The sequence below is a fragment of the Thalassotalea atypica genome (assembly GCF_030295975.1).
Classification (GTDB): domain Bacteria; phylum Pseudomonadota; class Gammaproteobacteria; order Enterobacterales; family Alteromonadaceae; genus Thalassotalea_F; species Thalassotalea_F atypica.
On record NZ_AP027364.1, the window covers coordinates 3,418,167 to 3,439,006 of the forward strand.

13 protein-coding genes are annotated in these 20,840 nt (G+C 41.5%); 5 read left to right on the top strand and 8 right to left on the bottom strand.

All coding sequences use genetic code 11. The annotated features are described in order from the left end of the window. The first annotated feature begins 94 nt into the window (after window positions 1-94). Both QUE03_RS15595 and QUE03_RS15600 read left to right on the top strand, forming a co-directional pair. On the top strand, window positions 95-1,801 hold the full coding sequence (locus tag QUE03_RS15595) for an RluA family pseudouridine synthase (RefSeq protein ID WP_286262871.1): 1,707 nt from the start codon (window positions 95-97) through the stop codon (window positions 1,799-1,801). A gap of 125 nt (window positions 1,802-1,926) precedes the next feature. Next, window positions 1,927-2,721 (top strand): class I SAM-dependent methyltransferase, encoded by a 795-nt coding sequence (locus QUE03_RS15600; protein ID WP_286262872.1) that lies wholly within the window; start codon window positions 1,927-1,929, stop codon window positions 2,719-2,721. A 285-nt stretch (window positions 2,722-3,006) separates the two neighbouring features. Here the strand turns inward: QUE03_RS15600 and QUE03_RS15605 are convergent, their stop codons facing one another. The 3 genes from QUE03_RS15605 to QUE03_RS15615 are packed head-to-tail and all read right to left on the bottom strand — an operon-like array spanning window position 3,007 to window position 7,986. Next, entirely contained in the window at window positions 3,007-7,092 is a 4,086-nt protein-coding gene (locus tag QUE03_RS15605) for a cobaltochelatase subunit CobN (protein WP_286262873.1), read from the bottom strand. 4 nt (window positions 7,093-7,096) lie between these two features. Then, window positions 7,097-7,456, bottom strand: coding sequence for a DUF2149 domain-containing protein (locus QUE03_RS15610; RefSeq protein ID WP_286262874.1), 360 nt, complete (start codon window positions 7,454-7,456; stop codon window positions 7,097-7,099). Next, window positions 7,456-7,986, bottom strand: a complete 531-nt coding sequence (locus tag QUE03_RS15615) for a MotA/TolQ/ExbB proton channel family protein (protein ID WP_286262875.1) — start codon at window positions 7,984-7,986, stop codon at window positions 7,456-7,458. Before QUE03_RS15615 ends, QUE03_RS15610 begins: the two co-directional genes overlap by 1 nt. 319 nt (window positions 7,987-8,305) lie before the next feature. Here QUE03_RS15615 and QUE03_RS15620 point away from each other — a divergent pair, with 319 nt between their 5' ends. Next, the gene (locus tag QUE03_RS15620; protein ID WP_286262876.1) at window positions 8,306-10,510 is read left to right on the top strand and encodes a TonB-dependent hemoglobin/transferrin/lactoferrin family receptor; all 2,205 of its coding nucleotides are present in this window, start codon (window positions 8,306-8,308) and stop codon (window positions 10,508-10,510) included. A 368-nt stretch (window positions 10,511-10,878) separates the two neighbouring features. Here QUE03_RS15620 and QUE03_RS15625 read toward each other — a convergent pair whose 3' ends face one another. Both QUE03_RS15625 and QUE03_RS15630 read right to left on the bottom strand, forming a co-directional pair. Then, complete coding sequence (locus QUE03_RS15625; RefSeq protein ID WP_286262877.1) at window positions 10,879-12,342, bottom strand: hypothetical protein; 1,464 nt, start codon at window positions 12,340-12,342, stop codon at window positions 10,879-10,881. A 207-nt stretch (window positions 12,343-12,549) separates the two neighbouring features. Further along, window positions 12,550-13,431: an ATP-grasp domain-containing protein gene (locus tag QUE03_RS15630; RefSeq protein ID WP_286262878.1), complete on the bottom strand. Its 882-nt coding sequence runs from the start codon at window positions 13,429-13,431 to the stop codon at window positions 12,550-12,552. A 223-nt stretch (window positions 13,432-13,654) separates the two neighbouring features. Between QUE03_RS15630 and QUE03_RS15635 the strand changes: the two genes are divergently transcribed. Next, on the top strand, window positions 13,655-14,635 hold the full coding sequence (locus tag QUE03_RS15635; RefSeq protein WP_286262879.1) for an SPFH domain-containing protein: 981 nt from the start codon (window positions 13,655-13,657) through the stop codon (window positions 14,633-14,635). 14 nt (window positions 14,636-14,649) lie between these two features. Beyond that, entirely contained in the window at window positions 14,650-15,108 is a 459-nt protein-coding gene (locus tag QUE03_RS15640; protein ID WP_286262880.1) for an NfeD family protein, read from the top strand. A 93-nt stretch (window positions 15,109-15,201) separates the two neighbouring features. Here QUE03_RS15640 and QUE03_RS15645 read toward each other — a convergent pair whose 3' ends face one another. The 3 genes from QUE03_RS15645 to QUE03_RS15655 are packed head-to-tail and all read right to left on the bottom strand — an operon-like array spanning window position 15,202 to window position 20,794. Beyond that, window positions 15,202-16,365, bottom strand: a complete 1,164-nt coding sequence (locus QUE03_RS15645; RefSeq protein WP_286262882.1) for a PQQ-dependent sugar dehydrogenase — start codon at window positions 16,363-16,365, stop codon at window positions 15,202-15,204. 8 nt (window positions 16,366-16,373) lie between these two features. Next, window positions 16,374-19,517 carry an efflux RND transporter permease subunit gene (locus QUE03_RS15650; protein ID WP_286262883.1) on the bottom strand — a complete coding sequence of 1,048 codons (3,144 nt, stop codon included), beginning with the start codon at window positions 19,515-19,517 and terminating at the stop codon, window positions 16,374-16,376. Beyond that, window positions 19,514-20,794, bottom strand: coding sequence for an efflux RND transporter periplasmic adaptor subunit (locus QUE03_RS15655; RefSeq protein ID WP_286262884.1), 1,281 nt, complete (start codon window positions 20,792-20,794; stop codon window positions 19,514-19,516). The genes QUE03_RS15650 and QUE03_RS15655 overlap by 4 nt, the downstream gene beginning before the upstream one ends. Between the last annotated feature and the right edge of the window lie 46 nt (window positions 20,795-20,840).

The window sequence follows — 20,840 nt, forward strand, 5'->3', positions numbered from 1 at the left end:
CCTCTTGGTGCTATCTGGAGTTCAACAGGTTAAAATATTCTCTATCATTTTATGCAATCGACCAACACGCATCTAACGTTGGAACAACCACTTTATGTCTGCACTTAGTACTCTTAAAGATCAATGTTTTACACCGTTTAAATCGGATATCGGTGACATTGAGTTACCAGCCAAGTTCACTTATCCGTTTTGTTATCAGCCACATGAGTTGAGCCAGCTTGCTGCAAAAGAGTTGCAAGAACACTTGTTAACCCAAACCTTTTGGCAGCATGATTTTAGTTTCGGCGAGCCATCTAAAGAGGGCAACGGTAAGATGTTTGGTGTTTTGGTGGTAATAAACCAAAGCAATGAGCTAGGCTATCTATCAGCATTTTCAGGTAAAATTTCAGATAGAAACCTACTGCCGCATTTTGTCCCCCCTGTTTTTGATATGCTCACAAAAGACAGCTTTTTTCTCACCGAACAAGCACTGATCAATCAAATCAATGATCAAGTAGATGCCCTTGAAAGCAACCCTAAAATCGCTGAATATGCCGCTAAATTAGCAGATATAGAAAATAGCACTGAGCAGTTAATTGAACTCCAACGAGCCAAAATAATTGTGGGCAGAAAATCGAGAAAATCTCGTCGTCAAGAGGCATCACAGGCTGTCAAAGACAAACAACTTAGCGAACAAGCTTTTGAAGGATTGCTTGCTGAGCTTGGCAAAGAAAGTGTTTTTGAAAAAAATGAACTCAAAGCGCTCAAACAACATTGTGACGAACAAATAAGCGCCGCTAAATATAAGCTCATGAATTTAACCGATGAAATTGCTGAGCTGAAAAATACCCGAAGGCAGCACTCTAACGACTTGCAACAGCGGCTCTTCGAACAATACCGTTTTTTGAATGCGAAAGGTGAGTATAAAAACTTACAACAACTTTTTAAGGACATGCCGCACCCACCGCCAGCAGGCGCAGGTGACTGTGCAGCCCCCAAATTACTCCACTTTGCATTTGAACAAGGCCTTACACCGATTGCGATGGCTGAATTTTGGTGGGGCGCAGCGCCTAAATCAGAAATCAGACAGCACCAAAATTATTACCCCGCATGTCTGGGTAAATGCCAGCCAATATTGTCCCATATGCTGCTTGGTTTATCGGTGGAAGAAAACCCGTTACTGAATAATCCCGCTTTAAACAAAACACTTGAAATTGTGTATCAAGACGACGACATCGTCGTCGTAAATAAGCCTGCAGAATTTTTGTCTGTGCCCGGTAAGAATATCAAAGATTCGGTCTATCACCGTATTAAAGCGCAGTTTCCAGACGCCACAGGAAATTACATTATTCATCGCCTTGATATGTCAACCTCAGGACTTATGGTACTGAGCTTAACGAAACGTGCACAAAAATCATTACAACAACAGTTCATCACACGAGCAGTGAAAAAGCGTTATGTCGCATTAATTGACGGGTTATTGGCCGAAGATCAAGGTGAAATCAATCTTCCACTAATAGGTGATTATTACGACAGACCGCGGCAAATGGTGTGTTTTGATGAAGGAAAACCAGCAAAAACTCAGTGGCAGGTGGTTGAACGAACCACGCATCAAACAAAAGTATTCTTACATCCAACGACTGGTCGCACTCATCAATTGCGAGTCCATTGTGCACATCAGTTGGGGCTTAATATGCCGATTATTGGTGACGATTTGTATGGTGTTAAAGGAGAGCGATTGCATCTCCATGCACAGCGACTAGAGCTCAACCACCCTATCACTAAACAATTATTAGTTTTTGAGGTTGATGCCGATTTCTAGAAAAGTTGAGCCTCGACATCTAACATGAAACATTTTGTATTATCTTTTTTAAAACGGTTTGAATAATATTTCTATAGATTGGGTCTTATTGGCTAAACTAATTCACCCACTTAAAGGAATATCACGTGCTAAAAAAATTAACCCTTATAGGACTTATGATTGGCTCGGTTTCTAACGCTGCATTTGCATATAGGAGCCTTGAACTGGCAGAGCTAAAACAACTACTAAGTCACTCCCACAGACCAACAGCGGATGCCTCAAGAGATGCCGCGAGAAAGCCTGCTGACATTTTGCATTTTTCCAATATTGCCAAAGGCGACCATGTACTTGATTTGTTTGCTGGCAGTGGTTGGTATACCGAGCTGTTTTCTCTTGCCACAAGCGATAACGGTAAAGTTTATGCACAAAACGACAGTGTCATTTGGCGCTTTGCAGAAAAAGGGATCACCGAGCGCACCAAAAACAATCGCTTATCAAATGTTGAACGCTTAGATAAAGTTGAAATTATCGACATGGACATGAAAGATAAGTCGATAGATCTTGTCTTTACCGCCCTTAACTACCATGATTTATTTTTTACCCATAGCGTACGTGACGGCAAAGTCACCAAAGTACGCGAACAAGCCATAGATCACAAAAAGGCACTGGCTAACATCAAACGCGTGATGAAAGATGACGGCCAGTTTGTCATTATCGACCATGTTGGCTTAGCCGGCTCTGGTTTTAACGCGCCAAACGACACCCATCGTATTGACCCTGATATAGTTAAATATCAAATGGAAGAAGCCGGATTTACCTTAGTTGAAGAAGCCTTCTATTTGAGAAATTCAGCAGACAATTTAAGCACCAATGTGTTCGCACCGGGCACACGAGGCAAAACCGATCGCTTTGTTTATAAATTTAAGAAGACAAAACTTTAGACAGAAAGTCAGATTAGTTTAGTGTGCATTTGCTTGATAGGTCAGATTAGATTTTGCGATGTAATCTGACCGTCATATTGATGTATGTCTGAAGGTGACGAGGAGGTGTCCACTAAAGTGGGGGAAGGCCAATCCTCAGTGATATTGATTGTTGCGCATAAGCGTTCGTTGAACGCTCATTTATAAATGCTAGATAACAGCTAAACTTTTCAGAAAACTGCCTGTTTTAGTTTAAGCTACTGCACATAAGCTTATACTAATGTGCAGTTATTCCGTTGCTCCTAGTTAAGCCGCTTGTTTTAACGCGACCTTTTCTTCGCTACTTTTATTAATGCTATGAGCTGGCTTACGCTCAAACCACTGAGTTAAGCCGCCTAACAGTACTAACAATCCTAACCAATAAAGCGCCGAGTAGTCGGTTTCAATAGGCTCTGCTTTCGCTTGTTCCTCAAGCTTTTGACCACTTACGGTTTCCATTTGCGGTTGAGCTGGTGCGGCTTGCGGCGGCACTTGTGCTAAAGCCTCTGCCAATGCTTGTGATAAAGCTGTTAAGCCAAAACCAACTGCTGTTGCATCCATGTATTCATTGAACTTTTCATTGTCGGTAGCAACGTCAAATTCGCTGGCGATTTCGGTGTAAGTTTCAACCATTTTCTTTATTGTTGCGTCATCGGTTTTCCAATATCCTTTGCGCACGGCTTCTAGCATGCGTTCAATAATTTGTGCTAAGCTTTCGGCGTTGTGCTGCTCAAAAAATTCACGCATGTCCATTTGGTATTTATCTTCCACGTAGACTTCAAAAAACTCTTGCCATTGGTCGTCACGTATCGCTTCTGGGGTCATTACTTCCCAACCCCACATGTTATTCATACGATCTAAAATAGCGGTTGCGCCCGCATAACCAGAGTCTTGCATGGCTTTAATCCAACGCGGATGGAAATAGCGACTGCGCATTTCTTGGTTAACAAACTGATCTAAAGTTTGCGCTTTAATGTTGTCTTTTTTACGCAAGTTAGAGACATACATTTCCGGCGTTTTTCCGTCTAGGCTGCGCACCGCTAGCCCAATACCACCAAAGTATTGGAATGGGTCATCATTGGTCATCAGGGCATAAAGGTTAGTTGAGCGCGAAAATATAACACCATCAGTACCCGAAAGTACTTTGTCATAAAGCCCTTGCCCATCACCAAAAGCATCGCCAACGTTTTCACTCCAACGCTGTTCATCTTTACCAAAGGCGTAGCCCATTCGATCAAGGTATAAGTTGGCTAATTTACTGTCATCATCCCACGTACCAGATGCTAAGCTGCTGCCTGCTAAACCAGTGCCGTAATTACCTGTTTCATTTGAAAATATGCGCAGAGAGGATAAATAGTCCGCATCTTCTTCTGTTTTACCTTGCGCCAATAAATCTTGTTTCAATGCGTTGGCATGACGATAAACGAAGTTATTTTCTTCTTTCATTTTCGCCACTTCATCAATCGCTTTTGCTAGCCAAATCATAACATTTGGAAATGCATCCCGATAAAGACCTGTGGCTGAAACCACTACATCAATACGAGGGCGTTTCAGTTCACTATAAGGGATCACTTCAGTACCTGTGACCTGCCCTTGCTTGTTCCATTTGGGCTTGAGTCCTAAGGCATGAAGGATCTGTGCTTCTAACGCACCTTGGTGTCGCATGGTTTCTAGTGACCAAAGCGAAAACGCAAGCTTCTCAGGATAACGCCCATGTTTATTATGATAATCTTGAATTGTTTGCTCCATTAAAGTCACGCCAGCGTCGTAAGCCTCTTTCGATGGCACTTTGGCGGGGTTAAAACCAATCAGGTTTCTGCCTGTTGGCGCGGCATCGGGGTTACGAATAGGATCGCCACCGTAGCTCACTGGAATATAGGTTGCGTTTAATGCTAGCAATAAGTTTTTAATTTCAGCAATTTGTTGAAAGTTATCCCAGTAGTTTTTCGCTAGATCCAAATCAAGTTGAAGTTGCTCACTCAGGCCAGTTAGTGTTTCACCTGCATCTTTTGCCAACATATAGGCATTGAGTAATTGATAACCTTCTAAGGTTTCTAACTTGCGGACATTACGCTCATCTAATTGCTCAGTTACAGGCGCTGTCATCTGATGAGCTTGTTCATATGTATGCGCTCGAACGGTGAATTCATCACCTAACATTTGCAGCATCGTCGTATACAGATGTGGCGTCACTGGCAGTTCACCAAACGTATGAACACCGAGTGGCTGACTCATTTGCGCCAGCTGATTTAAGTGGTCTTGAAGCTTGGCGATGTGCTCATCAAAGTTATCATTCAAGTCAGCTTTTTCCAGCGACAAATCTTGTAGCATGTGGAGCTTTTCTGCCATAGCGGTAATTTCAGCTTGGGTATTGGCTTTGGTTTGCCCCTGCTCTAGCATCATGTAGTTGTTAATTTTTTCACTCAGTTCAGCAACCTCGGTGTATAAACCGGCTTTTGCAAAACCAGGGGTTAAATGGCTGATCATAGTGGCGCGCCCGCGACGTTTTGCCTGCATCGCTTCACCCACATTGTCGATAATATAAGGATAAAATACCGGCAAGTTGCCAATCGCTAGGTTTGGCGCATCATACATAGAAAGGCCACGCTCTTTACCGGTTAGCCACTCTTGAGAACCGTGCGTGCCTAAATGAATGTAGGCATTGGCACCAAAGGTTTCTCTCGCAAAAAGATAAATCGCGAGATAACCGTGATTAATCGCTGTTTTTGTACTGTGGTACAAGTTAGCGTGTTCTTTGGCATTTTCACCTCGTACACCTTGTGGCAAGACAATCATATTGCCTAGGTTCATTCTCGGGATAACAAACGCTGATTCGGTTTTTCCGCTTCGTTCAATTGTGCGCAGCATGCCGCTTTCTTCTGGCGTACCCCACTTCTCAATGATCGGCTGTCTCACCTCTTCCGGTAACTGATTAAACCAAGCAAGATAAGTAGATAACGGCATGTATTCCGCTAAGTCTTTTTCAATCAAGGCTTCAGCGTCTTCGCCACGATAATAAGGACGCAACAACTGCCCTGCTGATTCGATTAAGAATTCATTAGTTTTAACATCTACCTTATAACCTTGCGCTTTCATGGCAATCGCGATTTGCTCAATAGAAGACGGGACGTCTAAGAATGCCGCGCCGATATTTTTTTCACCCGGAGGATAATTCCAAATAAAGGTTGCGACTTTTTTGTCGCTATTTTCAATATGAGCCAAGTTAGCGTGGTTATAGGCACGATCAACAAACGCGTCCATTTGATAGGGAATCACTTGTTTTTCACCGTCACCATTAGCAGCAATAATAGTTGGGTCGGCGCTTCCGGTATCTTCTGGCATTACCAAGAAAAAAGGCGTTAATGACGGCGATATGCCGGCATGATCTTGTTCAAAATCTGTTTGCGTTCCTTCTGTGTAATTAAGTGCATGGAGTACTGGCACGCCTAGCTTTTCAAATTCACCACGGCGCTTTTCAACATAGTGCAATGAACGATAATTAATGACTAAATCGACTCTAGCTTTACTGACCGTTTGGCCATTTTCATTAGAGCTAGTCATCAATAAATCAGTGTAATTTAAGGACTCATCATTCCCTTCGTAAAAATACCCAAGTGCTTTTGCACCTTTTGCTTCTAGGCCTTTAATCATGGCATCAACAATTTGTTGCTGTTCATAATCAATCACGCTGCGGTGCATGCCAATAGCAATAACCGGCTGATTTTCTTTGATGTTCAAATAATTAAAAAACTGATCCGCATCACTGGTGACTTGCCCTTGATAGGCATAATGGTACAAACCCACGTCCGGTGTAATAACTGGTTCAACTACCGTCGCTTGAGACAGTTTTAAAAAGTCGCTGGCAATATAATCCATCATGTTTGAGTAGTTAATGCGCCCCGCATTTTTATAGTACAAACCTATTGCATTTCGCTGTTCATCCGTTAGACCTTGGTTCATTGACTCATTCTCAAGATCACCTAAAGAAATCACTGGCACAGTTGGAAATTCAGCAAGATAAGTTTGATACTTGCCAAACATAAATTTAGACAGCGCCGGATTTATGCCGTCCATCATGATCAAGTTTGCAGACGCCCAAATACTTTTAATTTCTTCGTCGCTCTTCCCTGTTGCTTCAAACTTAATGAGTTCAAACGGTTGATCTTTTGCCAACAGTTTAAGTAGTTCACCTTTTGGTTTAGCTGCGTGGTTAGACATCATGATCATCACTTTAGGTGATGAACTTGATTGCACACCAATAGCTTGAGCATTTGCCATTTGCATGGTCATGATACAAAGCCCAATGACAATAACTAAGCTAGCTTTGGCTAACATATCTAATAAAATTTTCATCGTTCTAGTTTCCTGCTACCGCGCTAATTGCACTTGTGTCAGTATCTTTCGCATCATCATTTTCAGGCACATAGACAAAGCTACCGTCTGCCATTTTGTAAGCAACACCTGCGCGCATCCCCTCGCCAGAGCCAATATCACCGGTTGACTTATACTGTTTAATTTCTTTGCCTTTTTTCACAATGACTTCCATGTTCGGTTTACCGGCATTTTTAACGACAGTGACATCGTCATCGTTAAATACGTTTAGCGGGTTTTGCGCAAGAGCAATTAATAGCGCTGCGATAATCACTAAGAACACATCGACTAAATTCACAGCACTGACAATGGGGTTTAGCTCTTCATCTTCATCTAAAAAACGCATTATGAGTCGCCCTTAAATTTACGAATATTGATTAATTCATTGGCACACCAGCGCTTGCGCACTGACGCGGGCCAAAAGGTAATTGAAGAAATAACTAAGCCCCAAATCACGGCAGCAAAAGCAATGATTAAGTTTTCGCTGATGCCTTGAATATTGCCATCAGCTAGTGCTTGTAATGCGGGCCCCATTGGGATCATGGTGGCAATCAGTCCAAGCATCGGTGCAACTCGGGTAACTACGCGCAATGTTTCCAGCTTTTTCAATGCAAACACTTCTAACTCATCTTCACTGGCGTTGGGATTTTGCACAAAATAGTTATGAATGGGGTAACCATTTAACCATTGTGCCTCTTTGTTGTTCACTTGCTTTACATAACTCATCAAGTTTTTGCGTCTAACTAGCCATTGAGAAATAAAACGCCCTAATGCAAACAAAGCATAAATAAGTAACGCGACAATGGTTAAAATTACGGGTGTCATCAACAATGTTGATACTTGTGCCATCATTGATTCGATTATTTGAATATTCACTTTTTAGATACCTCTTTATTCCAAGCCCGCTCACTTTAACTCAACCCTACTACGAACACAAACGATAATTATTCTCATTTGTGTTTACATTATTAAAAAAGCGTGTATTCTAATTAGCGATTAGAAAATGAAGTCAGCGAGATCCCATAGGTAGCTGTTTGAGTCGATAAGGTCCCCCTAAACCAAAATTAACTCAATTGCCTATGGGGATCGCTTATATCAATTTTTATAAATGAGCATTTTGATAGTTGGCCAGCCAAAACAGTCCATTCAGAATCCTTATTTATGTAAATTGGTATTAACGTAATAGGAAAATAAAATGATGTTTAAGCCGACACCTAAGGTGCTAGCTTGTGCTGTAGCAACAGCATTACTCACCCCAATCGCTCACGCAGATGTGTTAGACGATGCAGCCATTGAAGGAACTGCACAGGATTTAGAAGTTATTGTTGTTAGCGGTACTCGTACTGAAAAAGCACTAAAAGATGTGGCAGGAAGCATATCTGTTATAACCGTGGAAGACATTGAAAAACAAGTTGTGTCTGACATGAGCCAATTGTTTAAATATGATCCTAGTGTACAAGTTACGGGTAAAGTGGGCGGCGCACAAAACATCATAGTTCGTGGCATGGGCGGCGATCGTGTGTTGATGATTAAAGATGGCATGCGCATGAACGAAGGCTACGGCGCTGATGGTCTTAATGACATTGTGGGTCGCGGCTTTATTGACACAGACACCATTAAACAAGTTGAAATTGCTAAAGGTGCGGCTTCTTCATTATATGGTTCAGATGCTTTAGGCGGCATTGTGGTGTTTACCACCAAAGATGCCAGTGACTACCTAGACGAAGGTGATACCTTTGCCGGTAAACTTAAAGCAGGTTATAACGACGTCAACAGACAATACACAATAGGCGGCACATTAGCGTTTACTACGGGTCAAGTAGAACATTTACTTAATGGTTCTTACCGCGACGGTGAAGAACAACAAAACTTTTTTGATACAGAAAGTCCGTTCGATATTGACTCGCACAGCATACTGTACAAAGGCAAGTACAATATTTCAGATACTGACTTCATCAGCTTTACTGCCGACCTTTACAAGCAAGAAGCTGAAGGCGAAAGTGCTAATGGTTTATTAGCTTACTTTCGCGGGTTAGAGCCCTACGGCTATCACATAGATACCGAGAATTCGAGCAATGAAAAAACGAGTGACGCGTTTAAATTGCGCTACCACAGTGAAACATCAACCGCGTTTTATGACATTTTAAACATCAACGTTTATTCAAATGTGTCTGAGCAAAAAGACGGCGAATATGCCCTTCTTGATATCAACGCACCTATGTTTGGTGTGATTGAAATGCGCGATATGTATAAAGACTCAGTCTATAAACAAGAAACCGTTGGTTTTCTTTCAAATGCTAGCTTGCAACTTAACAGCATGCACACTCTAGGTTACGGGTTAGATATAGAGTCGACAGATTCTAAACGACATGAAAGCAAGCTTTATTCCGTTGAAGGCACGCCAAAGCCTGGCTATCCACAAGAAACTGATAAGTTCCCTAAAACCGAAACCTTCCGCGCGGGGCTATTTTTCAATGACGAAATTAGCTTGATGAATGGTCAGTTAACAGTCACACCGGGGGTTCGATTCGACAAATACGAAATGGATCCTAATGGCGCTCTGAAAACCAATGGTGAAGCCTTTAAGAAATTTAATGAGAACCACACCTCATTTAATATCGCTGGTTTGTACAAAATCAACGACAAGCTTTCAGCATTTGCACAATATGGACAAGGCTTTAAGGTTCCAGCGTACGACTTAGCGTACATTGAACATTATAATCAAGCGAGTTCAACCTACATTTATGAGATTGTCCCAAGTGATGATTTATCGCCAGAAGAAAGTGACAGCTACGAAATTGGTTTACGTGGTCACATCGGCAATATGGCGTTTAGCACCGCAGCGTTTTACAGCAAGTATGAAAATTTCTTATCGACCGTGCTAATTGAGAGCAATAACGTTGTTGATGAAAACGGAGATTTCTTATATCAGCACGACAAATTCCAATACCAAAACCTTGATGCCGTCACGATAAAAGGCCTTGAGTTTGGTATGACGTACTATCTTGATAATAACGTAGCCATTTTTGCTAACGCTGCATATCAAAATGGTAAGGACGATGAAACTGACGATTATATTACCAGTATTTCGCCACTATCCGGTACCGCAGGGATAAACTATGAAGGTGAGAAATTCTCAACTGAATTGATCGTAAACTGGGCCGATCGCATGGATAAGGTTAATGAGGGCAAAAAAGAAATTGCCGGTTACGCCTCTGTTGATTGGTTATTTAATTATGAGTTAGACGCTGGATTGGTCTTTAACCTATCGGTGACTAATTTACTTGATAAAGAATATGTTCGTTATTCAAATGCCGCAGGTCATGATGAAGACAGCGCTTTGGAAAACTTGGCAGAGCCTGGCAGGAGCTTTGCGTTTAACGTGAATTATTCTTTTTAACATCTTCTACTTAGGAGAATTCAGAAATTAATTTAGCGGCCGGTTTACGCGTTATAGTCATCGTGCTCACCAAAGTTAAGTGAATAATTGATTCTTCTAGGTAAAAGGCAGACCATGTTTCAAGCCGCTCACCTGGCGTGCTGACTCAATGTGCCCTTGATAAGCACGCTTTGGTGAGCAGCCTAAGACGTAACAAGTTTAGGATGCTTGAAGGTTATACCCATGGTTTGGTTCATCTCGCTATACAAAAAAATCTGCTTTGACTGAGAGTTTTTCAGGATTGATTAGTACTGTGATACTCGATAGACATCGTATAGCACCCTTGCCCACCTTCTTGTAAGGTGGGCTTTTTTTAAAGGGGTTGTCCCCTACTCTTGAGTAACCACTTCTATTTCGTCAATCACACCATTTTTACTGTCATCGTGAGAAAACAGTAAATACTGAGCGCCGCTCGCATCAAAGGCAAATTGTCCTTGTGCCGTTCTTTGCAACATATATTTATCTAACTGACTCAGTGATTGCCCCAAATACAAACAATCATAACAACGCACTCGAGCGGACTTATCGCCGGAGCTGATTAATTTAAAGCGAGTGACAGTATCTCTCGTAAAATCGAACACCAAGTTATTACCATATACCCAAGACGATTTTCGCGACGAACGATTAATGACCAGTTCAGGTTGGCCAAGCGCAGCTCGTAACTCTGTTTTATTTGAGCCTAATGAGATGCCAGAGATACCTAAACCAATTGTAATCACGTCAGGTTTTCTATCATTTTTGACTATTGCTTGCCAATCAAACGTATATAGCTGCTCAGATAGGCTGATGTTTTTCAGTATCAAATTAGTAAAATCACTGGCCAAGTCTTTTAGCTCAACAAATTGATAATGTTGATAATACTTGCCCCGTTTAACGGTAAAACCATCAGATTCCTTGGTGTTCTGTGTTAGACCGAGCTTTTCACGAACAATTCTGATGTTATCGCCTATTTCGACCGTATTCGATAATGTTGGGGAGAACTCATCAAATACCGCATGCATGCTGATTTCATTATTTAAATGTGGAGGCAGGATAAAATCAGCGAATTTGTAGGCGCTGATTTTATTATTTTTTAGATAGAAAAAATGTTTACGTCCATACAAATAGGCTTGCTCATCCTTTGCAATATTGATAATAGCCGACGGGTCGCCTAATTCAGCGATTAAGGCATCCGTTGACTCCCCAATGGCGACACCAAAAATATTACCATCATCTGTCACCACTTGATTATCAATCAAAAAATGCTGCACAAAAGGCTTTTTGGCACTCACCGTCGACATATCAATTTTAATTTTTGTTTTAAATTCAACCCCCGTGTTCAATTGTCCAGAAGAGTTATAACGAACCGGTTTATCATTCACTTCATTTAATTTAGCGTAATCAAAATCATCACATAATTTAATCGCTTCACCGCGGTAGTAATATTTAGCGGTTTCAACAGATTTGCCTTTGCCAATCTGTACTTCACCTGAAATATGTTTAAATGAAGTAACTGCTATAGCGTCTGCACCAAGCGCTCTCGCCTGCTCTTTGAGCTTATCAAAAGCCACCGATTTTTTTCCAACGGCACGTAACCCTAATGCAGATCGGGTAAACAACTTACGTTCATTGAAGTGAAATTCGTGATTAGTTTTCCCGTCCACGGAATTAACCATACCTAAGACTTTAAAATCACAATCCGGGTAATATTCGAGCGTAACGATATCTTGAACTTCTAGCAGTGAACTCGACTGACATGCAGTCAATAGCAGTGTTAAAGTCAGCGTAGAAATAATGGTTGCGGGGGTGTTCATGGCATACCTCTTATTGATTAGCTTACCTTCACACTATCAAAAAACTTAAATAACTCAATACCTTTGATCACTTAAAACCAACCTTAGAGACTTTGTAATGAATTATGTTTAGGGAAAAGTGCTTCTCTAAGAGCGAGAATATTGAGGGGACCTAGAATGCCATGCAGAACAAAAAAGAGCACGCTCAAGGTACTCTTTCAATATGACCTAGGCAGGCAGTTTCATTTTATTGGCAAATGCTTTTGCAAAACGTCCTGCAGACTGTTCATCCATATTAAAATACAGCGAAGGTTCAATAAGCTCTGCCTCCATCAGCGCAAACTTATCTCCGTAACGAACGAAGTCTACTCGAGCATACAGTGGCATGCCATTAGTCGCTTTTAGTGCCTGTAAAGTCGCCAATGCTTGAGCTTCTAGTACCGCTTCTGGTGAAATTGATATGTGACGAGCACCGAATTCTTCTTGCACTCTAAAATCGTTATCTTTTGGCGTTTTCAATATCGCGTGTGAATATTGGCCGTCAAAATAAAACAATGAAAATTCCCCTTCATTAAGCACACTTTCCATAAATGGCTGTACCATAAAAGGCCGTGTAGAAAACGCGGTTTTTAATTCAGCTATGTTGTCTTGATAGTTTTCTTTTCGTAGCCAAAACGTATTATCAGCATTGGCGCTAATCCGAGGCTTTAACACTATTTGATCAATGGCAAAGTGCGCGAAAAAATTAGCTAATTCATTTTCATCAAAAGTTTTACACCACAGGGTTGGCACAATATCAACGCCTTGTTTTTCTAGCGACTTTAAATATTCTTTATCGATATTCCATCGAACCGTAGCCAAGTTATTTTCTAACTGAGCGCTCGACGCTTCAATATTTTCCAGCACCTGCATAAAAGCCTCAGGCTCATCTTGATAGTCCCATGGAGAACGAATAATAACTACATCATAGTCGTCCCAGTTGGCAGTGCTGTCTCGCCACGAAACTGTGTCCATTTCCCAACCTAACTTGTTTAATGGCTGCTCGATTAAGTGATCATAGACCTCAAAATCATCAAGGTTGTCCATGGTTAATATTGCGCATTTTTGCATTATAGATCTCTCAAACTCAAGGTAAATTATACTGCCCAGCTATGTAGGCATGACATTTTGCTCAGTGTAATGAAGAGTCACAACAAGAACAACACATTGGCACGCACTATACAAAACAATCTAAGTGCTGTAATTGCTGGTGTAAGTGTTAGTATGTTTAATAGAATCAGATAGTAAGTTTACTCACAGAACATTTATTCAATAGGTAAAACAAGGAATTAACATGGAATTATTGCTCCCTATTATTACGAATCCATTGGTATGGATTACGATTGTTGGGTTATATACGTTAAAAAAAGGCATTATCTTTGTGCCACAAAATCGTGGCTTTGTTGTCTACACCTTAGGGAAATACACTAAAACACTGCGCGCTGGCATTAATTTTCTCATCCCGTACGTGCAAAGCGTGGCTGCAGATCGAAACTTAAAAGAACAATCATTAGAAATTAGCTCGCAATCAGCAATTACCCGAGACAATATTACACTGGAAATTGATGGTATTTTATTTATGAAAGTCACGGATGCAGCGGCGGCGACGAATAATGTGACAGATTACAAACTCGCAGTAACGCAACTAGCAATGACCACAATGCGTAACTCTATTGGCTCGATGGAGCTCGATGATTGTTTTCAAAATCGCGACATGATCAACGCCACTATACTTTCAGCAATGACTGAGGCGACTGCACCTTGGGGCGTTCAAGTTACACGGTATGAGATCAAAGACATAAACCCTCCGCAATCGATTAAAGAAGACATGGAAAAGCAAATGACAGCTGAGCGAGAAAAACGCTCGGTCGAACTTACAGCTAAAGGGGTAAAAACAGCGGCTATCACTCGCGCGGAAGGTGAAAAGCAAGCGAAAGTACTGGCCGCTGAAGCGGATAAAGCAGAACAAGTATTATTAGCCGAAGCTGAAAAAGAAAAGCAAATTTTAGAAGCCATTGGTAAAGCAGAAGCCATACGTTTAGTTGCAGAAGCCGATGCATTGGCGCTTAGAACGATCGGCAAAGAAGCGGCGACAACTGAAGGTCAACAAGCGATATCATTGACCCTTGCACAACAATCCATCGATGCACATAAAGCGATCGCCGCAGAAGGTACTGTCGTGTTAACAGACGGTAAGACCGGTAACAATATCTCTGATACCGTAGCTCAAGCTATTGCTGTATCAACAACATTGCACAAAGCGCCAAACACCTAAAAATAGAGGGTTATATGGAATTTTTTGTAGAAAACCATGACAAACTTTTATACGCCATTGGCGGACTCTCTTTAGTGATTGAGTTAAGTATTATGGGGTTAAGTGGCCCGTTACTGTTCTTTGCCTTAGGTTGTATTTTCACTGGATTGTTAGTCACCTTTGTGGGACTTTCGTCATGGGAATATGAAGCACTTTCTGTTGGATTGTCATCAATAGCTTTTGCCGCTCTGTTATGGAAGCCACTTAAGAAGCTCCAAGGCAAAGGAGCAGCTATTGATACCAGTAGCGATATGATCGGCAAACACGTTGCAGTAAGTGAAACTATTAGTAACAACGCTGGCAGCATTCGTTATTCAGGCATAAATTGGCAAGCAAGATTATCCCCAGAATCCGAACGTGCGGAAATAGCTGTTGGTGAAAACGTTGAAATCATCGGCGTAAATGGCACCATCATGTTGGTAAATACGATTTAGTTTTACCCTATTCATCACTAAAAAAGGCAGTATTCACATGAAATGAAAACTGCCTTTTTTGATTTTGCCATTATTGTAATGGGGGTGTCTCTATCATTGTGGTTCTATTCGTTTGATCCCGCCACCATCAACACCAACATAAATGTAGCCATCTCGGCCTTGCATTAAACTTCGCACACGGCCAATGTCTTCAAGCACTTTGTGCTGTTCTAATACTTGTTTGTCATCAATATCAAGCAAAGCAACATAATGAAACTTTAACGAGCCTACAATGAGCTTACCTTGCCATTCTGGATATTTATCACTGGTGACAAACACCATATCAGATGGTGCAATAGAAGGCGTCCAATAATGCAGTGGCTGCTCCATGCCCTGCTTCTGAGTTAGCTCTGTAAATTTAGAGCCACTATAATTCACGCCATAGCTAACCACAGGCCAACCATAATTTTTTCCTGCCCGGACAAGATTAATCTCATCACCGCCTTTGGGCCCGTGTTCATGAGACCAGATATCACCTGTTACAGGATGCTTGGCTAGTCCTTGTGGATTTCGATGACCATAGGAAAACGTGGCTAACTTAATATTGTTGTCTTTAGCCAAATGTTGCCATGGATTATCTTTTGGAGTACGACCGTCATCATGTAAGCGATAAATTTTCCCACCATCGAGAATCTTACTTTGTGGCTTAGACTCCCTTGCCCCGCGATCACCAATAGAAAAATAAACAAAACCATGATCATCAAAAGCAATTCGACTACCGTAGTGCCTGCCTTTACTCGTATTGTCTTGACCTTTATACAGTAATTCAGCTTGCTCTAAGCTCATTTCATCTAGGTTGAGTTTGGCTCGCATTAACGCCGTATTACTACCAGCGCTTTTTCCTTGTGAGCTAGCAAATGTAAAGTACAACCATTGGTTTTCTTCAAACTGAGGGTGTAACGCCAGATCCAAAAGTCCCCCCTGACCATTAGCATGAATCTTTGGCAAACCAGAAATTTCCGGTTCCAATAATTTACCTTCACGAATCAAACGTAACTGACCTGCGCGCTCAGAAACTAAAATATCACCATTGGGCAATTGCTCCATCGCCCAAGGTACGTCAATGCCCTCAACTAGGGTATTGATGACATATGCTTGGTTGTATGTGTCACTGACACTTTTTGACCCAATATCTGCACTATAAGCGTTACTACTGACAATTGAAGACAGTAATAACGCATAACTAGGCAGGATCTTGTTGTTTAAGTTTTTCATCATAACCCTAACTAACCCGGTTGTTGAGCAGCGTCAGCTTGAGCTTTACGACGACTGAATAAATGATGGATATCTTCTTTAATTAAGTACAGTGATGGTATTAAGAATAAAGTAATAACCGTTGCAAACACAATACCAAAACCTAGGGATATCGCCATCGGAATGATAAATTGGGCTTGTAAACTGCCTTCAAAGTAAAGTGGAAAAATACCAAAGAATGTAGTGAGAGAGGTCAACAAAATGGCTCTAAAACGTTGAGTCCCTGCATCGATAACAATATCCATCATCCGGCGCCCGGTACCTTTAGCTTGGTTAATAAAATCAACCAATATCAAACTGTCATTCACAACAACACCAGTTAATGCGATAAAGCCATAAATAGACATCATGTTGATGGTTTTACCCATGATCCAATGGCCAACAATCGCGCCGATAATACCAAATGGAATTACAGACATGATCACAAGCGGTTGAACGTATGACTTGGTCGGAATAGCGATAAGACCGTAAATCAAGAACAAAGCACCAAGACCAGCCATGCCTAATTGACGCATAAAGTCAGCTTGTTCTTTACTCGCACCTTCCATGCCATATTTTACTGAGGGGTAGTCAGCCAAAATATCAGGAATGATGTCATCATTCATTTCTGTGATCACTTTACGTGATTCGACTTTTTCGGTATCAATGTCAGCCGATACCGTAATAGAACGTCGCTGATTAATTCGAGTAATGGTCGAAAACCCTTGACCTATGGTGATATCCGCGACTTGATAAAAAGGCACTTGCTCACCGTTAGGTGTACGTATCCACATGTCTTCTAAATCAGTAACCGATAAACGATCTTCTTTCGGATAACGTACCATCACTTTTAGTTCATCTCGGCCACGCTGAATTCGCTGTGCTTCTTCACCATAAAACGCCTGACGCACTTGCTTCGCTAAGTTTGTTAATGTTAGTCCTAGCGTTTCAGCTTCTGGTCGAATGCTGAGCTTAATTTCTTGGCTACCACGGCTGAATGAGTTTCTGATATCAAACACACCATCGTACTCACCAAGTTTATCCTGCAAGGATTGGGCTGCATGCTCCAATTCAACATCATTTTTACCTGTTAACTGAAATTCAAGCGCCGCGCCGCCGCCAGCATTAGTACCAGCAAAAAAGCGTAGCTCTTGTGTACCTGGTATTTCACCAATACGCTCGCGCCAAAGTTTTTCAATATCATAGGCACTTAATTCGCGTTGATCCGGTTTAACCAATTCAAGTAAAAATGTTGCTTGTGTATTGCCATTGGTAAAAACCATCGAATGTTTGATGAAATTAACACCTTCATAAATATTCTCTTGTGCAATTTCTTCCGCCGCTTTCGAGATAATCGCTGCAGCTTTATTTCGCTCAGTGACAGCAGAGCCATCGACCATGATCAAATTGCCCTGAATAAAATCTCCAGGAATGGTTGGGAACACTTCCAACTTAACAAAAGCACCGACAATTAAACCTACAGACAATAAGAACACGCCGATAAAACTTGCCATAGTGTTGTACCTTGCCACTAGTGCTTTCTTTAATAGCGGCTTATATTTGTGTTGAATAAAGTTATCTAAGCCTTTTTTGAAGCGCATTTGAAATCGCTCTAAGAAGTTGGAATTTTCATCCGTCAGTGGCACATACTTCATGTGCGCCAAATGTGCAGGTAATATCCATTTAGACTCAATCAAAGAGAAAATTAAACAGAACATTACGACTAACCCAATCGCCCTGAAGAAGGCGGCAAAAGAAGCATCAATCATTAACAAAGGAGCAAAGGCCGCAATCGTAGTTAATACACCGAATGTCGCAGGCATGGCAACTTTCATGGTGCCATTGATGATGTTCTCCGTTGAGTGGCCTTTTTGTTGTATTTCGGTATAGGCACTTTCACCGATAACAATGGCGTCATCAACCACAATCCCTAACACCATTATAAAGGCAAATAAGCTCAATAAATTGATTGAAACCGACCATTCTCCCATGAGCGGCATCAAGATAAACGCCCCTAAGAAGCTAATAGGGATACCGAGCATAACCCAAAAAGCTACTTTTATTCTTAAGAACAATGTCAGCACCAAAAAGACAAGGATCGCACCCATCAGCAAGTTAGTGATCATCATGTCTAATCGTTCAGACAAGTAGTACGACGAATCTCCCCATACAGTGAGTTTTGCTCCATGTGGTAGGGTGTCACTTTTGCGATCAACATAAGCACGCACTTCTTCGGCAATCAATAGATCGTTTTGATCGCCTGTAGACTGCACCATAATACTGGAAGTAAATTCACCATCGAAAAGAGCAAAATCTTCTTCTTCAACAAAACCATCGATTACATTTGCAATGTCAGATAAAACTAAACGCGTACCATCTTCAGCCGTGCGCAGGACGAGTTTTCCATACTCTTTGCCTGTATAGGCTTGTCCTTGAGTTCTAAGTAAAATATCGCCGCCTGTGGTTTTAATCGTACCACCTGGCATGTCTATAGACGAATTGCGTACAGCACGAGCAATTTCATCAAAGGTCATGCCGTATTGCTGTAATTTTTCTTCTGAAACTTCGATACTAATTTCATAGTCGCGACTACCAACCACTTCGGCGCTATTAACACTAGGTAGTGCCATAATCTCATCACGTATGTCCTGCGCCATTACTTGGCGTGAGCGGCGATCCATCGAGCCACTAACAGATAACCAAAGCACTTGACCTTTGAATTCTTGTTTGGTGATGATTGGCTTTTCTGTTTGTTCAGGGAAGGTGGTAATTGCATCGACTTGCATTTGTACTTCATCAAGCTTCTCAGATAAAGAATAGCCTGATTGTAGCTCTAGCGTGACACGGCCAAACCCCTCACTCGCATTGGATGTGACTCGCTTTATCCCTTCGATATTTTCGATCGCTTCTTCAACTTTAAGGATAACGCCTTCTTCCACTTCTTCAGGCGCCGCACCTAAATGCGGTACTGCTATAACAATACTGTTGGGGTTGAATTCAGGGAACATTTTCTTGTTCATACCTTGGTAAGAAAACCAACCAACAATTAGAATAAATACCATTAATAAATTGGCTGCTACACTATTTCGAGCAAACCAAGCGATAATACCTGTTTCTGTTTTGGGCGTTTCACTCATGATTTATCGCCTTGCTCTTCTCCAGATTTATCTGCTTCTGCGTCCGTACCAGCGACTTGCTCTGCTTGCTGTTCTTCCCCACTAACTCGAACGGTCATGCCTTCCACGGGTGTTTCGATATTTGTCATTATCAGTCGAAGATCGCTGTCTATAACATCCAAAGTGTAAACAAAGGCCACCTCAGCTCGTAGAACATTGACTTCTTTAATATGCAGTTTGTTTTGCGAATCAACCAAGTAAACGGTATTAGCGCCATGTACAGCACTGCGTGGGATAGCTGTAGCATCTGATACTTGCTTGCCTGTGATATCTGCATTAACAAATGAGCCAATCCGTAATTCACTGTTATTACTGCCTTGTACTATGCCGTAAGGATCATCTAACTGTGCAACAACGTAATGAACCCGGCTAGTCATATCTACCACCCCCTCATAACGCGTAAGCTTTGACTGCCAGCCATGCTTGACTCCGTCAACTTCATAAAATAACTCTACAGAAGAGCCAGAGGCCTCCGATTGGTTGATTTTAGGTAAATTTAAGAACGCAACATCACGCTGTTTTACTGGTAAGCGAATTTCAGCATAATCGACCGCGAATGTTGCAGCAATAGAACTGCCAACAGTTACATATTGGCCAATATCTACGTGTTTAGCTTTCAGCATGGCATCATAAGGTGCTAGGATTTTAGTGCGCTCAAGTTTTGTTTTTGCTTCTTTTAAGTCAGCTTTTGCAGCTTTAATCGCTGCTCTGGCTTGATGTAATTGAGGAGTACGTAATGCTAATTTAGGCGCTTCTTCCAGCTTATTGCCTGTTAGCAACCATTCTTCTTTTGCTTGCGCTCCACGTGCTTGTTCTTGTTCAAGTTCTGCAGTCGCAGATTCTAATTGCGACTCGGCTTTGAGTAAGGCTACTTGATAGGTAATGTCATCGATTTGCATCAACTCTTCGCCCTTTCTAAAAAAGCCCCCCACTTGGAATTTATTTGAAACAGAAACAACATTCCCGGACACTTCAGAAATCAAATTAGTTTCCGTTCTAGGCATAACAGAACCTTGGCTAGCAATGGAAAATGCGACATCTTGTTGATTTAATGTAATAACTTCAACCAAAGGAGCCTTAACTACAATTGGTTTTTTGGCAGGTTTTGGCGCTAATATGCCCATGATGATTAATATAATAACTGCCGTAAAGATGATGGCAATCGGGGTTAACACATAGCGTAATTGCACCATCCTGCGAGCAGGTTTTGCTTCAATGGTTGTGACGGGCTCTGTCATTATTATTATTTCCAAGAGATTAAGATAAGTTATATTTTCAGTATGT